This is a genomic window from Natrinema pallidum (assembly GCF_005890195.1).
GTDB classification, from domain to species: domain Archaea; phylum Halobacteriota; class Halobacteria; order Halobacteriales; family Natrialbaceae; genus Natrinema; species Natrinema pallidum.
In genome coordinates, this window is record NZ_CP040637.1 from 444,701 (window position 1) to 461,400 (window position 16,700).

Genomic DNA, 16,700 nt, shown 5'->3' on the forward strand with positions numbered 1-16,700 from the left:
CTATCCCTCGTAGCCGGCGTACGACATGAGGTCGGCGAAGACGTCGGTGTCCATCGCGTCGCGGTAGACGATGCCGTTGACCATGCCGCCGGGATAGGACTCGCCGTTCATCGCGTGGTTGACCTTGTGGCAGTGCATGAGGTAGATGCCGGGGTCGGCGTCGGCCTCGAACTCGACGGTGTGACGTTCTGCAGGCGCGATGTTGGTGACGTCCTGTTCGTACTGGGCAGCAGCGGGAATCTGACCGCCGTCTTTCTCGATCAGACGGAAGCGGTGGTTGTGGGTGTGCATCGGGTGGGACATGTAGCCCGCGTTGACCATGTGGAGGCGGACGGTATCGCCGTGGTCGACGATGATCGGCGAGCCATCTTCCGGGTGGAGCGTCCGCGGGAGGCTCTTGCCGTTGATCGTGAACACGTCCGGGTTGCGGTTGCGGGGACTGTAGTCGATGTCCTCGCCGGCCATCCGGCGGTTGACCCGGGAGTCCCAGTCTTTCAGCGTGAAGAAGTACTCCTTGTCGGCGGGCTCGTACCCCTTCGGATCGACGCGGAAGATGCCGTACATCCCCATGTCGATGTGGCGATGGGTCTGGTAGTGGCAGTGATAGAGGTGTGTTCCCGGGACGTTCGCCGGGATCGTGTAGGTGTGTTTCTCACCGGGGTTGACCGTGATCCCCGTCGTCGTCGGCACGCCGTCGTTCTCCCAGGTCTTCCGTGCCCCGTGGAAGTGCAGCGTGTGAGGGTGATCGTTGCCGGTGTTGTCGAGCGTGACCTCGATATCGTTGCCCTCGGTCGTCCGGAGGATCGGGCCGGGAACGCTGGGCTGGCCGTCATCGGCTTTGAACGCCCAGACCCGCGGGAGTTCCACCGGCCCGCCCATCGAGTCCATCGGATGGACGGCGTGCTGGGCAGTCACCGACTGGAGCGTTACGCTCCCGCCCTGCTCGTCGACCTGTACGACCTCCGGTGAACTCGTCCACGGGAGCGTCGGTTCCGACGCGCCTGCCGCCCCCTCTGACGACTGCTCGGGCTGTGTGTCCTGTTGTGCCCCTTGACCCGTACAGCCCGCCAGCCCGGTCAATGCCGCCGCCCCGCCAGTCGCAGCAACGAATTCGCGTCGCGATAGCCCCAGTCCGGGTGCGCCGATTCGATCGCTCATAACAATCATACGTAAGAATAGCCGACGTATAACGGGGTGAACCGGTTCTTACGGACCGAGAAATACCGAGAACATGTTCTCCGATACTACTTAAACGACCTCGTGTATGACCATCGCTAGCGATGGTCATAGCAGTCCGATTTCGAACACCCGTCGACGCCGTCTATCGGTACGGCCCACGACGCAGCGGCCGCGTTCCGAGTTCGAGCGGGACGGTGAGTTCGGAGCCGGATCGGAGGATCGTCAGTTCGACCGTGTCGCCGGGTCGCGTCTCGAGCGCGAGATAGCTCCCCAACTCCTCCTTGGTCGTCAGTTCCGTCCCGTCAACCGCGAGGAGGACATCACCGCCGACCGGGACCCGCTCGCCGTCGCGGTATCGCGCGCGGGTACTCGGCTCGAGGACCTCCCCTGCGGGGGCTCCGTCGGCGACCTCGACCACGAGCAGGCCGCGCGATTCCCCGAGGCCGTTGGCCGCCGCGATGTCCGGCGTCGCGGCAGTGACGGAGACACCCGCGTAGGGGTGATCGTAGTCGCCGGTCTCGATGAGGTGGGGCACCACGCGCTCGGTCAGCGCCGCGGAGATGCCGAAGGCGATGTTGTCCCCGCCGCCGGAGTTGATGACCGCCGCGACGCGTCCCCCTAGTGTCACCAACGGACCGCCGCTGTTGCCCGGATTGACGGCGGCGTCGGTCTGGATCGCGTCGGGGATGCTGTAGCCGGTCGGTGCCGGAATCGATCGATCGGTACCGCTGACGATCCCCGTCGTCACCGTTCCCTCGAGATCGAACGGGTTCCCGATCGCGGCCACTTCCCGTCCGACGCTGGGCTGCTCGTCGACGAACGGGAGCGGCGTCGCGGCCGCCGGGAGGGCGTCGACCGCGACCGCGGCCAGGTCGCTGTGTGGGTCGGTTCCGACGACCGACCCCGCCCGCCACTGTCCGTCGGTGACCCGCATGTCGACCGCGGTCGATCGCCCGACGACGTGGGCGTTCGTGACGACGTATGTGTCGTCGAACACGAATCCGGTCCCCCGTCCCTTCCCCGTCCGAATCATGACGATCGAGTCGATCGCGTCCTCGTAGACCGCTGCGTACGTTTCGCCGGCCGCGGTCGACGGCGCGTCGGACGATGTGTCGTCCGGGGAGTCCGGGTCCGATGGAATCGCAGCACACCCGGCCAGTCCGGCGAGCAGTGCACTGGCGCTGCCCCTGAGCACTCGTCTCCGGGTTGCAGTCATCGCTCCGGTCGAATGTTTCGACTCGATTGACGTATACGTTAGCGACGGCGAGCGTCCCGATCGGGTCCGCGGTCCGATCCGGACGTCGTCGGAGAGTCGAACGTGTTCGTCCGCAGGTACAAGCCCACGACCCGTCTCCGTTTTCGTATGCCCGAGGTCACGTCCATCGACCGGCTCGAGGATGCACCGCACGCCGAGGTATTCGAGGACCACAGCCCGCGAACGGTCCGCTTGCGGCTCTCCGCGGACGAGCGCATCCCGGCACACCGCCATCCGGAGTCGAACGTCGTCCTGTACGTCCGCAGCGGCGCGATCGAACTCACGCTCGACGACGAGGTCTATGACCTCGAGTCTGGCGACGCCGTCCAGTTCGACGGCGATCAGGATATTTCGCCCTCCGCGGTCGACGACAGTACGGCGCTGGTCGTCTTCGCACCGAAAGAACAGTAGCGCAGCCGGGGTCAGCCGACCGTCGTCGCGACGCCTTTCGTCTGGCGGTAATCGCTTGCGAGCAACTCCTCGAGCGTCGAGACGATGGTCTCGCGGTCGCCGTCGGCCCACTCACCGGGTTCCCTGATCGGGACGACCATGAAGCCCCGACCGCGAATGTCCCGGGCGTGAAGCGACGCCATGTCGAGGTCGACCCGGCGACGTTGGGTCGTGTACGTCCGGAGGACGTGATCGGTCGCGCGAGCGCCGACCGGCAGCAGAACGTGAGCGTTGATCGCCCGGAGTTCGGCGTCGAAGAACCGCTCGAGGTCGGCGTACTCCGCGTCGGTCGGTGTCCGTCCCGCGGGGAGCGTACACATGTACATGTAACTCAAGACGCAGTTCTCGAGGTCGGGTGCGTCCCGCGGTCCGCTCGCAAAGTCGAGTTCGCGGACGACGCTCTGGACGGCGCGCCCGGCTTCGATTTCGGTGAAGGGAACGCCGGTGGTTTCGCCGCCGTGGATGCCGGGATAGTCGCCGATAACGTGGAAGTCGGCGTTGGCGTCACCGTAGCCGAAGACGGCCGCCCGGTCGCCGGGATCGGAGCGGTCGAACGGCGGTCGAAGTCCGAACGGATTGCTCGTTCTGTCGGTGACGTTTTGCACGCGCGACCGGAGGGGACCCGCGGTCAAAACCGCCACGGTAGCGGCCGACCGACGACAGGGTCCGCGCGCCCTTCGTTCGGCTGACCGGTCCGCCGGTCCGGCTGGTGACGGTGGATTTATATTTCATCCCTAAAAACGTGTTATGTATGTATCAGGAGGGGCACTACGGTGGTGCACTCCTGGCGTACGCCCCGGTCGGCACCGTCGTTGCACTCGCGAGCCACGCCGAGGTCGCGATCGTCTGCGGCCTCGTCTGTGTCGGCCTGTCGACGCTGCCCGACTGCGATCACCGACTGCCGCTGATCGACCATCGCGGTCCGACCCACACGGTTCCATTCGCGCTGCTCGTCGGTGCCGGCCTCGCCGCATTGGCCGCCGTTCTCATCGACGCCTCGTCCGCGTTTGCCGATCTCGGGTTCGTTTCCCTCGCGTTCCTCGTCGGCTTCGTCTCCATCGGGTCCCACCTCCTCGTCGACGCACTGACGCCGATGGGCGTTCGTCCGTTCTGGCCGCTCTCGCGCCGCCGCTACTCCTTCGAGATCACCACGGCGGCGAACCCGTTTGCTAACTACGGTCTGTTTGGTCTCGGACTCGGTGCCGTCCTCGCCGGGGCCGCTCTCGTCGTCGCTCTCGGTTGAGTTCGGCTGCGCGCCGAGCGGCTACAACGCCCGCGCTACCGCGAGCGCGCGTCCGTCATCCCGCTCGAGGTGTCGGCACCGCGAGTGAGCACGATGCCGGCGACGAACGTGACGAGAAGCGCAGCCGCGGTCGCGAGGTAGGGCCCCTCGAGCGCCGGGTTGACCGCCTGGCGGCCGAAAAAGAGCACGCCGACTACGAGCGGCGGTGCCGCGAGCAGCGGTGCGAGGGCGCGGCCGGTAAACCGTCGGCGACCGACCATGGCCGCGACGATGGCCGCACCCAACAACGTTAGCGTCACACCGTACTGTGTCATCTGCATCGTCGGGGAGTACGTCGATATCTCGGACCCGACGACAGGGCTGAGAACGACGTGTGTGGGTAGGGCCACGGTTCCGAGCGCGAGCGCGCCGACGACATGCGTTCCCGTCAGCCGCGGTGCCCAGACTAGGACGGTGGCGACGAGGAACAGCGTAAAGATCGTTACCGCCGTCCAGAAGTGCAGCGAGAGGATGTCTATCGTGTACTGCTGGACGGTTTCCCGGCCGAGTGCGACCTGCACCGGCGTCAGTACCATCCCGAGGGCGACCAGTCCAGCGATACGCCGGTCGACGTCGGGCAGTCGCCAGGCCGCGACCGCAGAGCCGATGATGGCGAACCCGGCGAACATCGCCACGAAGCGGTGGAACCACTCGTAGAAACTCGGCAGGCTCCCCGGCAACAGGTTGTACGGTCCGGCGTCGCACTGGGGCCAGTTGGCCTCGCAAGCCAACCCTGAACCCGTCGCCTTCGCCGCGATACCGAGCAGGATCGTCGCCGCGACGAGGACGAGCGTCGCGCTCAGCAGGTGTGGAAAACCGAACCGATCGATCAACGACCGAAACCTCGAGTTTGGCGCGTGATTATCGTACGACACGGGCGTTCTGTCGGAGGTTAGAACGGGCCGTACTTAGGTTGACCGAGTTATGCAGTGCCGTGGGAGTTGCGTCTCCGTCGCCGACGAGGGGCCGTGATCGGCGCTCGAGTGACGATGCAAAAAAGACCGCATACCGGGTCCGTCGGCTACTCGACGATGAAATCGCCCGCTAGTTCGAGTACCTCCGAGCGGGAACGGGGCTGGTCGAAAGCCATCGGAAACCCGACCTCGCCGTTCAACTCCCGCAGGTACGAGGCGTGTCGTGCCTCGACGCTGTGGATGCTGAGCGCCGGGGGAACGAGTTCGGCCATTTCGAGAAACGGCGCTGCACCCGCGTACGCCGAGACGCCGACATCCTCGAGCGTGGCCGCGGTGGCGATGAACTCCGCCGGCTCCTGGACGGCCGTGCCGAAGTCGAACGTCGGCTGCTCGATGGGGTCGCCACCCAGCGTCTCGATCGACTGCTCGAGGACGCCCACGTGGGTGATTTCGTGATCCCGAACGACGCGGAGTCGGTCCGCGACCCGCTCCTGAATCGGGCCCCAGCCCTCGAACTGCTGCTCGAGGGCCGCGTCGTCGATGTTCTGAATGCCACGCGTGTAGAACTCCGCTTCCAGGTACTCCAGGGTGAGCGCGTAATTGATGATCTCGAGGTCGCTCTCGAACTCGTTGGAAACTGCATCGGGCGGTCCGCCCCCCGAGTCGTCCTGTCCCGTGTTGTCGGTCGATCCGTCCTGCTGTTGGCTACTGGCCGCCGCGGTTCCGATCGCACCAGTCGCTACTGCTCCGGCGAGGCCACCGAGGACCGGTCGCCGACCGAGGTCGAAGCGGTTCGAATTGTGATCAGTCATCGGATGAGTACTACCCGCCCCGACCTTCCACGAATCGACGCTAAGTATCGGGGTATCGTTTCCGCGTCCAACGTTCACTTTTGCCTACAGCTGTCGTTCCACGGCAACGGGCGAATTTACCTGTTATATCGGCATCGAAACGGGTCGTCCAGGAGCCGCCGACCGTCCCCGTCTCGAGGAAGCCGCGGCCACCCGACCTCGAGAGCCACCCAGCCCACGGCGACAGTGCCGTGCGATCCCGCTAACGAACCGCTAGACGGCCGGTAGACGACCGAGAGCAGCCCCTCACGCTCGGAAACGACTGAAACGATGACGTGCGTGAGAGACGCTGATTCGGCCACCCGGCGGCGGACAGGGTCGAACCGAGCGCGAGTAGGGACAGCGTACGGTCGCGACTCGACCCCGAGCGACTGTCGATATTCGATAGTCACGCCGATCGCCTGCTCGGCGTTCGCCGCTTTCAAGGCCCACCCTCGCCAGCATCTGACATGGACAAACGCGCGCGACTCGAGGCCTACCTCGAGTCCCACGACCTCGATTCGGTCTGGTTCGCCCGGCCGAACTCGTTTGCGTGGCTCACCGGTGGAAACAGCGTTATCGACCGCGAGAGCGAGAGTGGAGTCGCGGCGGTCGGGTACGACGGCGACGGCCTGACCCTGGTGACGGACACCATCGAAGCCGACCGCATCGTCGCGGAGGAACTTCCCGACCTCGAAGCGGACGCGGTTTCCGTGGAGCGGTTCCCGTGGTACGCGTCATCGCTGGCCGACGCCGTCGCCGAGTTCGTCGGGACCGACGAACGAGCCGCGGCCGATATCGACATCCCCGGCTTCGAATCCGTCGATCCGATGCCGTTGCGCCAGCCGTTGACCGAACGCGACCGCGAGCGGTATCGCGAACTCGGCGCGCAGACGGCGGCCGCCGTCGAGTCCGTCTGTCGGGAACTGCAATCCGGCGATACCGAACACGAGGCCGCCTCGGCGCTGCGGATCGCGCTCTCCGCTCGAGGGATCGAGGCTCCGGTCGTGCTCGTCGGCGGGTCGGAACGGGTCCAGCAGTATCGCCACTATACGCCCACCGAGGCCGAACTCGGCGATTACGCGCTCGTCTCCGTGACCGCCGAGCGGGCCGGCCTTCACGCGAGTTGTACCCGGACCGTCGCCTTCGATCCGCCCGCATGGCTGGCATCGCGCCACGAGGCCGCGGCTCGCATCGAGACGACGGCACTGGCCGCGACGCAAGCGGCAGCCGCAAACGGGGGCAGCGGGGCCGAACGCGCCGGCACCGCCGGCGACGTTTTCGCCGCGATTCAGGACGCGTACGACGCGGTCGGCTACGAGGGCGAGTGGGAGCGCCACCATCAGGGCGGTGCCGCCGGGTTCGCGGGCCGGGAGTGGATCGCCACGCCAGGCCACGATGCGCCGGTCGACGCACCGATGGCCTACGCATGGAATCCGACGGTACAGGGCGCGAAAAGCGAGGATACGGCGCTCGTCACCGAGGAGGGCATCGAGGTGCTGACGTCGATGGACCGCTGGCCGACGACGACCGTCGACGCGGTCGGGCACGAACTGGAACTCGAGCGACACGACGTCCTCGAGCTCGAGGAGTGACGAGAGGGGACTGACGGCCGCGGCGTTACTGTTACTCGTCGTCCGTCTGCGCGTCCGAGCCGTCGCTTTCGGCCCTGTCGCCGTCCGCCTCGTCGGCGGACTCGAGCCGCGTGTCGTCATCGAACTCGATGACATCGGCGTCGTCGGCGTTCGAGTCGGCGTCGGTGTCCGCCGTCGGAGCCGTGTCGTCGACGGTGATCGTGACGGGTTCGATGTCGTTCTCGAGTCCGGTTCGTGGCTCGCGCTCGGCCTCGCGGTCGAGGACCCGGTCGAGCGTGAAAATGGTGTTCAGTTCCTGCTGGACCTGATCGACGACGCCGCCGACGAGGTCGCTTGGCTGGATCGCCGTGTACTCGTAGGGGTTGTTCCCGGCCCCCTCGTTGGCCCGCTTCTCTCGGGTGACCCGCTCTTCCTCGTGGAGTTCCGCGAGCGCCTCACGGACGGTGCTCGGATAGAGGCCGGTTCCCTTCGCGACCTCCTCGGAGGTGCTGCCGGGGGTGGCCAACAGGTACACGTAGATCTTCGCGCGGGTCTCCGTGTCCAGGATCCACGAAAGCAGGTCGACGATCCGCTGGTCGAGTTCCTCGACGGGCGGGCTGCGACCGCCAGCGTCCCCGTCGTGGTCGACGAACTCGTCCGGTGCCTCGAGCGATTCGTCTCGATCGTCCGCGCCGTCGATCGGGCCCTCGTCGGTGTCGTCGGAACTCATGTGTCTACTCGTACAGGACGAGGCCTCGAGCGGAGTTAAACCTTTGCGGGGCCAACGCGGCGGTGCTCGGAGACAGCCGAACGAGCCAGGCGTGGCGGTTTCAACGCGTTCTATGCCGGTGGCAGGCGACTCGATCGGGTGATCGATCGGCTCGGATTTTGTACGGCGGGACGTACCACCGCGGCTGTTGCTGATTCCTAACCCGGAAGAATTATCATCCGTTTCCAAAATTTTATATTGAAGGTCAGAATTGGACAACTCATGTCAATTTTGAAACAATACCGATCAGTTCCGATCGTTTACCGAATCGCAGTCGCGTTCGTTCTCGGTGCTCTCGTTGGGCTGGTAGTCGGTCAGCCGGCAACGTCGCTGCAGCCGGTCGGTGATCTATTCGTTCGCTTACTCGAGATGATCATCGTCCCCATCATCATCTTTACGTTGCTGATGGCGACGCGGGAACTCTCCCCGAAGAATCTGGGGAAGGTCGGCGGACAGGTCGTCGTCCTGTATCTCGCCACGACGGCCGTCGCTATCGCGATGGGGCTGGGCGTGAGCAATCTCATCGATCCCGGGACGGGAATAACCGTCAAGCAGACCGATGTCCAGACCGAACAGACGCCGTCGCTCGTGGACCAGATATTCAGTATCGTCCCCGAGAACCCGTTCGCCGCGATAGCCGAGGGGAACATCCTCGCGATCATCTTTTTCACCCTCATCTTCGGCCTCGGGATGACGATGGTACGAGCGGAAGCCGAACCGGATTCGGCGGTCCGGAACGGCATCGAAACCATCTTCGACATCGTCGACGCCGGCGCGGAGGTTATGTTCAAAATCGTCTGGGGGATTATGGAGTTCGGCGTCATCGGTGTGTTCGCACTAATGGCGGCGTTGTTCGGGGATGTCGGCGTGAAAGCGATCCGTGCGTACTTCACCCTCTCGCTGACTCTCGCGGTCGCGATCGCCCTCCAGATCACCCTCGTCTACCTCCTTTTGCTCATCCGCGGGGCGGTCGGCGCGTCGCCGGTGGCCTTCCTGCGCGGTATCAAGGAGGCGCTCATCACGGCGCTCAGCATCCGGTCCTCGACCGCGACGCTTCCCATCACGATGTCGGACGCCGACGAGAACCTCCGCATCGAAGAGCGCGTGTACGGCTTCTCACTGCCGCTGGGTGCGACCATCAATATGGACGGAACATCGATGTACCTCGGCATCGTCGCGGTTTTCGCCGCGAACATGGCCGGTGTCTCCCTTACGCTCGCCGAGCAGTTCGCCATCCTGCTTACCGCACTCCTCGCGAGTATCGGCACCGCGGGCGTTCCCAGCGCAAGCCTCGTCATGATGACCGCGGTGTTGACACAGGTCGGCCTCCCGCTCGAGGTCATCGGGATGATCGCGGGAATCGATCCGCTGCTCGACCGCCTTCGGACGATGAACAACATCGCCGGCGACCTGGCAGTGACGACGGTAGTCGCAAAGTGGAACGACGCGATCGATCTCACGGGCGGCGTCTGGACCGACGGATCGGTTGGCCTCACCCAAGAGTCCGTGAGTACGACGGACGACTAACCGAGACCGCGATAGACGACCCTCCGAAATCCGACTCGAGACGAGTCGATCCCCGATCGCGACCGCATCGTATCCGCGCGTCGCACCGAACGGCGCTGCGGGTATTCTCCGGATTTCTGCGCGACTGCCACGGACTCAGTGAGACTGCAACATGAGCGATTCACAGAGCGCGTCGGGACCGTCCTCCTCGAGCAGGCGGCGCTGTCTGTCCGCACCGCTCTCCCGCTCGTAGACGTCTTTGATGCCGTCGATCCCCAGTCGTTCACACTCCCGATCGACGAGTTCGCCGAGGTCGACGGTGCCGTCGAGATCACGATCGATGAAGGCGGCATCCTGGCCGTAGCGGATGGCTCGCCACTTGTTTTCGTCCAGTAGTTCCCGGCGGTGGCGATGGCCGCTCGTCCCGTCCTCGTACGCCTCGGCGAGGGCTTCGACGAGCGCATGGGTGTACTCGACGAACGCAAGCACGGTTTCGGGGTCGGCCTGCCCGTCCGGCGTGCGCACTTCGACGGTTCCGTGGGCGGTGTGTGGCCGCACGTCGTACCAGAGTTCGCCGCGATCGTTGATCGACTCGGTCTCGAGCATCCGTCGCTCGAACCGGTCGAACGTCTCGAAGTCCTCGAAGTGGGTCGGCATGCCGGTGTTGGGGAGCGCTTCGAAGATCTTGGCGCGGGCGGACTGGAGCCCGGTGTCGAACCCGTTCCAGTACGGCGAGTTCGCGGAAAGGGCGAGCATGATCGGGACGTACCACCGCAGTTCGTTGGCGATCCAGACCGCCTTGTCGGCGTCGTCGACGCCGACATGGACGTGGACGCCCGCGGTCGTGTTCCGGTGTTGTGGGTACTGAATCCGGTCGAGCTGCGATCGGTAGCGGGGTTTCTCCGCGTGCTCGAGTTCGCGCCACTTCGCGAGCGGGTGGAGGCCGGCGGCGGCGATGCGATAGCCGTGGGCCTCGGCGTGTTCGACCAGCGCCCGCCGGATCTCGAGCAGCGAGTCACGGGCGTCGTCCGGGGTTTCGATCAACGGCGTCTGGGTCTCGATGACGAACTTGAACAGTTCGTGATCCAGGCGGTCCGCGAGGATTTCGGGCGGGTCGTGTTCGTAGACGAGTTCGTCGGTCCCGCTGGTGGGGCGGCCGTCGTCGTCGACGACGAAACACTCCTCCTCGATCCCCAGCGTCCCCATGCGCGTAAACGATTCCCGCGACCCGCGTTCCATCGTGCCCTGCTTTCGTCGCCGACAGTAAATACGGTTTGGAGTCGGAGCGTCCGGCCGGGAACCGAACGACGCACCGCCGTCGATCGATCGGGACGCCGACTCGCGTCGCGACGAGCGCTCGAGTTGGGCCGGGCGTCAGCCCTCCTCGAGATGAGGGATCGCTACTCGGCGTCGACGGTGACCACGCCTTCGGTAGCGTTGAAATGGACGCGTCGCTCCGCGCCGACGGTGAGGCTCACGCGGGCGAGTTCGAACGACTCGGGGCGCTCGACGCGAACGACCGAATGCCGCGCGGTGAGGTCGCTCGTCTGCTTGAACGGCGTCGTCTGACAGCCGTGGAGGTGGACGCCGCGGTCGGTCGCCTCCGCGCGCTTCCAGTGATGGGTGACCGAGCCCGAACCGAAGCCGGATTCGACGACGAGCAGGACGGTTTCCTCGAAGTCGATCGCGTCGATGGGCTCTTCAGAGCCCTCATCACTGCCGTCGTCACCGAGTTCGAACACCTCGCGGACCTCCGCCGCGCTCGTGAGGGCGCGAACGGCGTACGCCTCGTCCTCGGTATCGGCCGTCCGGAGCAGCAGGTCGGCCCGGGGAGCCGATACCGTCTGGAACTCGAGGTCGGAGTCCCCCGGCATGTTCGCACAGAGGTACAGCTGGTTCCATTCCTCGGGCTCGGTCGGTTGCGACTCGATTTCGTACGGCGGCTCGTCAACGCGCGGGTCTTCCGGAACCGCGCTTGTCGGTTCCGAATCGGCGTCGCCGTCGTCGTTCCCGTTTCCGTCGCCGGTCTCAGTCTGGTCGTCGGCCTGTAGACAGCCGGCCGATGCGACCGTCGCGAGGGCGGTTCCGGCGAGGAATCGTCGTCTGTTACACGTCATCTCCTTTCCCCTACAGTCGAGGTTTGTAAAACTCTTCTACTGGGTGAAAGACGCACTTGAGCTATCGTCGCCAGTGAACGTCACTGCACACCCGCTCGCACGACGGCTGCGCGATCAGTGTGTCCCTCGATTCAGTCGTTCCTCTCGGATCGCGATTCCACGGGTTCCGTGTGTTCGACCGCCATCCCGCGTCCGGCGGGGCATCCCGACGCCGCGCCCTCGGCTGTCGCGAGGTCAGCCACCGCTCTCGAGGAGACAGGGACGTCACACCTCGGACCGTTTCCAACGCTACTGTGGGGGTGGCTCCCTCGAGACGCACCTCAGCAGAACGCTATTACACCACTGAGTGAGGTCGGAATAGATCTCTTACCCCAGTCGTCCGGTCCATCGAATTCGGATGTTTCTACTCCTGAAACGCTCGAACGAAACCACCGGTTTTTGCCGAACTGTGACGGTATCACCGATGGTCATGCTACCGCGTGCAAGAACCGTCGGCGTCGCAGTCATCGCGACGCTCGTCCTCCTCTCGGGGGCGAGCATCGCGTTTGCCGCGATCGACGCCAGCACGGCCCAGGACAACGAAACGGGGAACCAAACAGCGACAGTGACGTTCGAGAACCAGACGTCGAACGGGTCGGCAGTCGTGGTCAATAACACGACGCTCCCCGAGGGCGGCTTCGCCGTCATCCATGCGGCCGCGCCCGTGGACGAAAACGCGACGGACAACATGACGGCGGACGAGAACGAGACCGTGACGAACGTCTCCGAAGAGTACGAGCCAGGGGCGGTCCTGGGTAACTCCTCTTACTTACCGTCCGGCGACCACGAAAACGTGACCGTCGAACTCAACGACTCCCTCGAGGAGAGCCAGGTCCTGATCGCGATGGCCCATCAGGACACCAACGACAACCGGACGTACGAGTTCCCCGAGGCCGACGGCCCCTACACGAGTGACGGCGAGCCGGTGATCGACGACGCGCTGATCACGCTCGAGGATGGGATGAACGAGACGATGGCCGACGAGATGATGGACAACGAGACGATGGACGACGAGATGAGGGATGACGAGATGATGGACAACGAGATGAGGGATGACGAGATGATGGACAACGAGATGAGGGATGACGAGATGATGGACAACGAGATGAGGGATGACGAGATGATGGACAACGAGATGAGGGATGACGAGATGATGGACAACGAGATGAGGGATGACGAGATGATGGACAACGAGATGAGGGATGACGAGATGATGGACAACGAGATGAGGGATGACGAGATGATGGACAACGAGATGAGGGATGACGAGATGATGGACAACGAGATGAGGGATGACGAGATGATGGACAACGAGTCGGAGCCGTAGCGATCACCGTCCGTTTTTCCCACCGGTTCGTGCGTCTCGAGTGACCGTCTCAGATGATCCGCGTCCCGTCGTCGGCGACCGCGAGCTGGGTGATGCGTCGTGCCAGCAGCGCCCGCCCCGCGTCGGTGGCGGTCACTTGCCCTATCTTTAAACAGCGAGAGAATCACGCCGTTTACGGCGGGCGTGAATCGTATCACTCGACAACGTAAACCACCGTCACCGGTCGGTACGAAACCCCAATACTTAGTACACACCGTACCGTACGTATTTGCAAGGGTTACGTCGGCTTTCGGCACTTGCGCGGAAGTACGAGACGCGCTGAAACCAACGTCCTGGGTTTTCCAGGGCGAAGGTTCCCACGGTCGGATGGACCACGGTTCATCGGATGCGGGGTTCGCGTCGTTCGCGAGCACGGTAAACCGACCTGATAGGTACGGGCGGCTAAGTGTGACCGGACCGTCGATACCGTGAGGCATGACCGCTTGGGTGAGAGACGCTCTGAGAAACCGAGCGTCAATGACACGCTTGCGGATGGGAGCACACGTGGCGGTGCCACAGGACGCTCCCGAGCGAGGAACGAAACCCGTTCCATCGACCTCGGGAGAGAGGGTCCTGAAACCTGCTCGGCAACAGGCCGGGTTTCCTCGTGCTGGGGAAGCCTCGCCGTTTACGGCGAGGAGGACGTCACTCACCGCGGTCGCGCCACGATGCCGAGATGATCCGCGTGGTAGTTCTCGAGCAGTTCCGTCTCCAGAATCTCGTACCCCTCCGATAGCTCTTCGCGAACGTCCGCGAACACAGCAGCAGGCTCCCGCGTCACGTCCTCGCTCCGGGCCTTGACGGCCAACAGGAGCCGGCCGTCGTCGGCCAAGAACCGCCGGTTCTCGAGCGCTACGCGGGCCTGCCCCCGCGTTGCCACGTCCTGCACGATCACGTCCACGTCCGACTCGACGATGTGGGCGTAGGTCTCCGGCTTCCGGGCGTCCTTCAGGAGCGGAAAGAGTCGCTCGCGTGAGTCCGCGGTCTCGAGCAAATCCCGCACCGGCCGCGCGGCGAACTCGACTGCATAGGTCGGGCCCGCGAAATCGGCGACGTGGCTCACCGTCGTCCCGCTCGCGGCTCCCAGATAGAGGACCGTCTCGCCGCCTTCGAGGCCGGTGTCCATGCCCACCTCGAGCATCGCGCCGAGCTTCGACCGGTGTGGGTTCCATGCCCGCCACTCGCCGTCCGTCGGTTCGCCGTAGACCGGCTCCCCTCGCGTCGCGAGGCGGTCGGTCCCGTCGAACGCGTGGCGCTCGACCCCCGCCGGAAGCTGCTCACTCATCGGCGGCACCCCCGTCGCTGCCGGCGTCGTCTCCCGTCGTCCGCGCCTGGATCGTCTCGATTCGCTCGGCGAGTTCCGCCTCGAGTTCGGGCTTCAACTCGCCCGAGTAGTGATCGACACGAGCGGCGATGGAGAGTTTGCCGGCCACTGCGCGCGCCGCCGAGCCGCGATTCTCGGGGTGGGTACCCCGAACCGCGTCGTGCGTGTAGATGATCCCGTGTTTGGGCGAGGGCGCGTGCCCGCGCAGGTGGGCGAACAGGGCGTCCTCCGCACCCAATACCTGTACCGTGCCGCTGGGTTTCTTCGCGAGTTCCTCTAAGCCGCCGGCAAGCGCGATCAACCGAGCCGCGAGGACCGGCTCGGCCAGCGCCGAGAGGTTCGGCGCGACGGCCGGGGTCCGACGGTCGACGAACTCCCGGAGTTCGTCGGCCTCGTCGGCGAGGTTGGCGACGCGCTCGGCGAGCGACCTGATCGCGGGCTCCGCGAGGTCGTCGTCGGCCTCCCCGCGTGCGAGCGTTCTGGCGTACTCGATGCCGGTCCCCGCATCGGGGTCGACGGTTCCGGCCCACTCCGCCAGCCGCTCGGCGAGTTCGTTGGCCGTCCGACTGCAGTCGTCCATGGCCCGGATCGCGTGGACGAGCTGGCGGTCGTCGGCCCGCTCGCGTTCGGTCACCGCGGCCCGCGTCGCGGCCGTCGTCGCCTCGCGGAGGGCGTCGTAGTACTCCTCGGCCTCGCTTGCGAATCCGGCCTCGACCGCGAGGGCGGGCCAATCGCGGGGCTCGTCGGCGCTCCCCTGGCGAATCGCGGTCGTCATCGCGTCGGGATCGTCGCGGTCCCCGGCCGCGAACCAGCCGTTCGTCTCACTCATGCACGCTTGTTCCCGCCGCGGGCGATTAAACTCCCCGTTCGCGGTCGCGCCACTCGCGCGGTCGTCGGGAGCCCGGGCTCGAAAGCAACGTGAGCGACGAGCCGAATACGATGACGCGCAAACCGGAGCCGATCAGACGCCGAACGTCGCCCGCAGCATGTCGCGGGTCCCGGGACCCAGGCCGACGGCGACGACGGTGATCATGAGCAAGACGGCGTAGCGGGGGCTGTCCTCGAAGACCGTCTCGTCGAAGATCCAGATGACGAAGACGGCGGCCGCGATTTTGACGAGCAGGAACGGCCAGGCCGACCCGGTGGCGGCGACGATATTGGCGGGCAACACGTCGGCCGTCGTGTTCGCGATCGCCCGGTTGATCGGGTGTTTCGGGACGAGGTTGGCCGGCAGGCCGAGGGAGGTCGCCCAGTCGAGGCCGACGACGTTCGCGACCCCGTCGACCGCGTGGGCCCAGATGACGACGAGCCCCATAGACCGGGTGCCGCGGTTCAGTTCCGGGGCGACCCGCTCGAGTGCGATCCAGGTGAGCGCCGTCGTGAGCGTCGCGCCGACGAGCACGACGAGCGGAACGAGCGGGTGAAACTCCGCGTAGGGTTCCGTCGCGGCGACGAACGCCAGATACGCGATCGTGATCGTCAGCGCCGCGGTCCCGATTCCGGCCAGCGGGTACTCGTAGCCCGAGACGTAGCCGTTGCGGTCGAGCCACACCGATGTCACGACCGCGAAGAGGGCGATGAAGAAGACGGTAAAGTAGATCAGCGGGCTGATGATGAACCCGGACCACGGGAGCGGGATGGCCATCTCGCCGGTCGCCTCGAAGGCCGTCGCATTGACGTCCTCGACGACCCGCAGCGCGCCGCCGAAGAGCATGAACGGGAACAGGGCGAAAAAGCCCGCGCGGTACCGTTCGATCTCGAGGCGGCGAATGAGAAAGATGACCCCGGTCAGCAACAGGACCAGCGTCGGGATGTAGCCGCCGTAGGAGACGAAGGTGTAGCCCGGCTCGGCGGTCGGACCGGCACCGGCACCGGCCTCGCTGCAGGGGATTTCTTGGCCGCCGGCCCAGGCGACGCAGTTCCAGCTGTGCGCGTCGGCGACTACCGGCCCCCAGAAGTACTGCCAGATGAAATCGACGTACACTCGATCGGGGAACAGGACCGCGCCGAGGACCACGGCGGCGGCGAGACTCGCGACGGTCGCGGCCCAGACGCGCTCGGCCCCGAACCGGTCGATGAAGTCGTCCATACCGGA

General features: G+C 65.5%; 15 protein-coding genes and 1 pseudogene. 5 read left to right on the top strand and 11 right to left on the bottom strand.

The features are described from left to right. Entirely contained in the window at positions 1-1,158 is a 1,158-nt protein-coding gene (locus FGF80_RS02095) for a multicopper oxidase domain-containing protein (protein ID WP_138651954.1), read from the bottom strand. 163 nt (positions 1,159-1,321) lie between these two features. Further along, positions 1,322-2,395 carry a S1C family serine protease gene (locus FGF80_RS02100; RefSeq protein WP_138651956.1) on the bottom strand — a complete coding sequence of 358 codons (1,074 nt, stop codon included), beginning with the start codon at positions 2,393-2,395 and terminating at the stop codon, positions 1,322-1,324. 147 nt (positions 2,396-2,542) lie between these two features. Between FGF80_RS02100 and FGF80_RS02105 the strand changes: the two genes are divergently transcribed. Beyond that, positions 2,543-2,845 carry a cupin domain-containing protein gene (locus FGF80_RS02105; RefSeq protein ID WP_006184255.1) on the top strand — a complete coding sequence of 101 codons (303 nt, stop codon included), beginning with the start codon at positions 2,543-2,545 and terminating at the stop codon, positions 2,843-2,845. Positions 2,846-2,856: 11 nt separating this feature from the next. Here FGF80_RS02105 and FGF80_RS02110 read toward each other — a convergent pair whose 3' ends face one another. Beyond that, positions 2,857-3,489 carry a uracil-DNA glycosylase family protein gene (locus FGF80_RS02110; protein WP_175416966.1) on the bottom strand — a complete coding sequence of 211 codons (633 nt, stop codon included), beginning with the start codon at positions 3,487-3,489 and terminating at the stop codon, positions 2,857-2,859. A 146-nt stretch (positions 3,490-3,635) separates the two neighbouring features. On the opposite strand from FGF80_RS02110, the gene FGF80_RS02115 reads away from it, so the two are divergent. Further along, the gene (locus tag FGF80_RS02115; protein WP_006184257.1) at positions 3,636-4,127 is read left to right on the top strand and encodes a metal-dependent hydrolase; all 492 of its coding nucleotides are present in this window, start codon (positions 3,636-3,638) and stop codon (positions 4,125-4,127) included. A 35-nt stretch (positions 4,128-4,162) separates the two neighbouring features. Here the strand turns inward: FGF80_RS02115 and FGF80_RS02120 are convergent, their stop codons facing one another. Both FGF80_RS02120 and FGF80_RS02125 read right to left on the bottom strand, forming a co-directional pair. Continuing rightward, positions 4,163-5,041, bottom strand: coding sequence for a COX15/CtaA family protein (locus tag FGF80_RS02120; protein WP_049907855.1), 879 nt, complete (start codon positions 5,039-5,041; stop codon positions 4,163-4,165). A gap of 146 nt (positions 5,042-5,187) precedes the next feature. Further along, positions 5,188-5,892, bottom strand: a complete 705-nt coding sequence (locus FGF80_RS02125) for a ferritin-like domain-containing protein (protein ID WP_138651958.1) — start codon at positions 5,890-5,892, stop codon at positions 5,188-5,190. 488 nt (positions 5,893-6,380) lie between these two features. Between FGF80_RS02125 and FGF80_RS02130 the strand changes: the two genes are divergently transcribed. Further along, positions 6,381-7,505: a M24 family metallopeptidase gene (locus FGF80_RS02130; RefSeq protein WP_138651960.1), complete on the top strand. Its 1,125-nt coding sequence runs from the start codon at positions 6,381-6,383 to the stop codon at positions 7,503-7,505. Positions 7,506-7,536: 31 nt separating this feature from the next. Here the strand turns inward: FGF80_RS02130 and FGF80_RS02135 are convergent, their stop codons facing one another. Next, positions 7,537-8,214, bottom strand: a complete 678-nt coding sequence (locus FGF80_RS02135) for a helix-turn-helix domain-containing protein (protein ID WP_006184261.1) — start codon at positions 8,212-8,214, stop codon at positions 7,537-7,539. A gap of 261 nt (positions 8,215-8,475) precedes the next feature. Between FGF80_RS02135 and FGF80_RS02140 the strand changes: the two genes are divergently transcribed. Next, positions 8,476-9,780, top strand: a complete 1,305-nt coding sequence (locus FGF80_RS02140) for a dicarboxylate/amino acid:cation symporter (protein WP_006184188.1) — start codon at positions 8,476-8,478, stop codon at positions 9,778-9,780. 135 nt (positions 9,781-9,915) lie between these two features. Here the strand turns inward: FGF80_RS02140 and FGF80_RS02145 are convergent, their stop codons facing one another. After that, a complete protein-coding gene (locus tag FGF80_RS02145) occupies positions 9,916-10,998 on the bottom strand; it encodes a glutamate--cysteine ligase (protein ID WP_006184187.1) in 1,083 nt (360 codons plus the stop codon). 161 nt (positions 10,999-11,159) lie between these two features. Next, complete coding sequence (locus FGF80_RS02150) at positions 11,160-11,876, bottom strand: hypothetical protein (protein ID WP_138651962.1); 717 nt, start codon at positions 11,874-11,876, stop codon at positions 11,160-11,162. Positions 11,877-12,339: 463 nt separating this feature from the next. Between FGF80_RS02150 and FGF80_RS02155 the strand changes: the two are divergent. After that, positions 12,340-12,957: pseudogene (locus FGF80_RS02155) on the top strand (DUF7282 domain-containing protein); the annotation flags it as partial. A gap of 973 nt (positions 12,958-13,930) precedes the next feature. On the opposite strand, the gene FGF80_RS02160 reads toward FGF80_RS02155, so the two are convergent. The 3 genes from FGF80_RS02160 to FGF80_RS02170 all read right to left on the bottom strand — a co-directional run bounded on the left by FGF80_RS02160 (position 13,931) and on the right by FGF80_RS02170 (position 16,694). Then, positions 13,931-14,566: a fibrillarin-like rRNA/tRNA 2'-O-methyltransferase gene (locus FGF80_RS02160; protein ID WP_138651964.1), complete on the bottom strand. Its 636-nt coding sequence runs from the start codon at positions 14,564-14,566 to the stop codon at positions 13,931-13,933. After that, positions 14,559-15,434, bottom strand: coding sequence for an NOP5/NOP56 family protein (locus tag FGF80_RS02165; RefSeq protein ID WP_138651966.1), 876 nt, complete (start codon positions 15,432-15,434; stop codon positions 14,559-14,561). Before FGF80_RS02165 ends, FGF80_RS02160 begins: the two co-directional genes overlap by 8 nt. Before the next feature lie 132 nt (positions 15,435-15,566). Beyond that, complete coding sequence (locus FGF80_RS02170) at positions 15,567-16,694, bottom strand: DUF63 family protein (protein WP_138651968.1); 1,128 nt, start codon at positions 16,692-16,694, stop codon at positions 15,567-15,569. Positions 16,695-16,700: the final 6 nt, after the last annotated feature.

Bases quoted from the DNA above. Each gene is read 5' to 3' on its own strand.
- FGF80_RS02125 (WP_138651958.1), bottom strand. From the start codon at position 5,892: ATGACTGATCACAATTCGAACCGCTTCGACCTCGGTCGGCGACCGGTC.
- FGF80_RS02095 (WP_138651954.1), bottom strand. From the start codon at position 1,158: ATGAGCGATCGAATCGGCGCACCCGGACTGGGGCTATCGCGACGCGAA.
- FGF80_RS02100 (WP_138651956.1), bottom strand. From the start codon at position 2,395: ATGACTGCAACCCGGAGACGAGTGCTCAGGGGCAGCGCCAGTGCACTG.
- FGF80_RS02115 (WP_006184257.1), top strand. From the start codon at position 3,636: ATGTATCAGGAGGGGCACTACGGTGGTGCACTCCTGGCGTACGCCCCG.
- FGF80_RS02150 (WP_138651962.1), bottom strand. From the start codon at position 11,876: ATGACGTGTAACAGACGACGATTCCTCGCCGGAACCGCCCTCGCGACG.
- FGF80_RS02170 (WP_138651968.1), bottom strand. From the start codon at position 16,694: ATGGACGACTTCATCGACCGGTTCGGGGCCGAGCGCGTCTGGGCCGCG.
- FGF80_RS02140 (WP_006184188.1), top strand. From the start codon at position 8,476: ATGTCAATTTTGAAACAATACCGATCAGTTCCGATCGTTTACCGAATC.
- FGF80_RS02145 (WP_006184187.1), bottom strand. From the start codon at position 10,998: ATGGAACGCGGGTCGCGGGAATCGTTTACGCGCATGGGGACGCTGGGG.
- FGF80_RS02165 (WP_138651966.1), bottom strand. From the start codon at position 15,434: ATGAGTGAGACGAACGGCTGGTTCGCGGCCGGGGACCGCGACGATCCC.
- FGF80_RS02135 (WP_006184261.1), bottom strand. From the start codon at position 8,214: ATGAGTTCCGACGACACCGACGAGGGCCCGATCGACGGCGCGGACGAT.
- FGF80_RS02130 (WP_138651960.1), top strand. From the start codon at position 6,381: ATGGACAAACGCGCGCGACTCGAGGCCTACCTCGAGTCCCACGACCTC.
- FGF80_RS02105 (WP_006184255.1), top strand. From the start codon at position 2,543: ATGCCCGAGGTCACGTCCATCGACCGGCTCGAGGATGCACCGCACGCC.
- FGF80_RS02160 (WP_138651964.1), bottom strand. From the start codon at position 14,566: ATGAGTGAGCAGCTTCCGGCGGGGGTCGAGCGCCACGCGTTCGACGGG.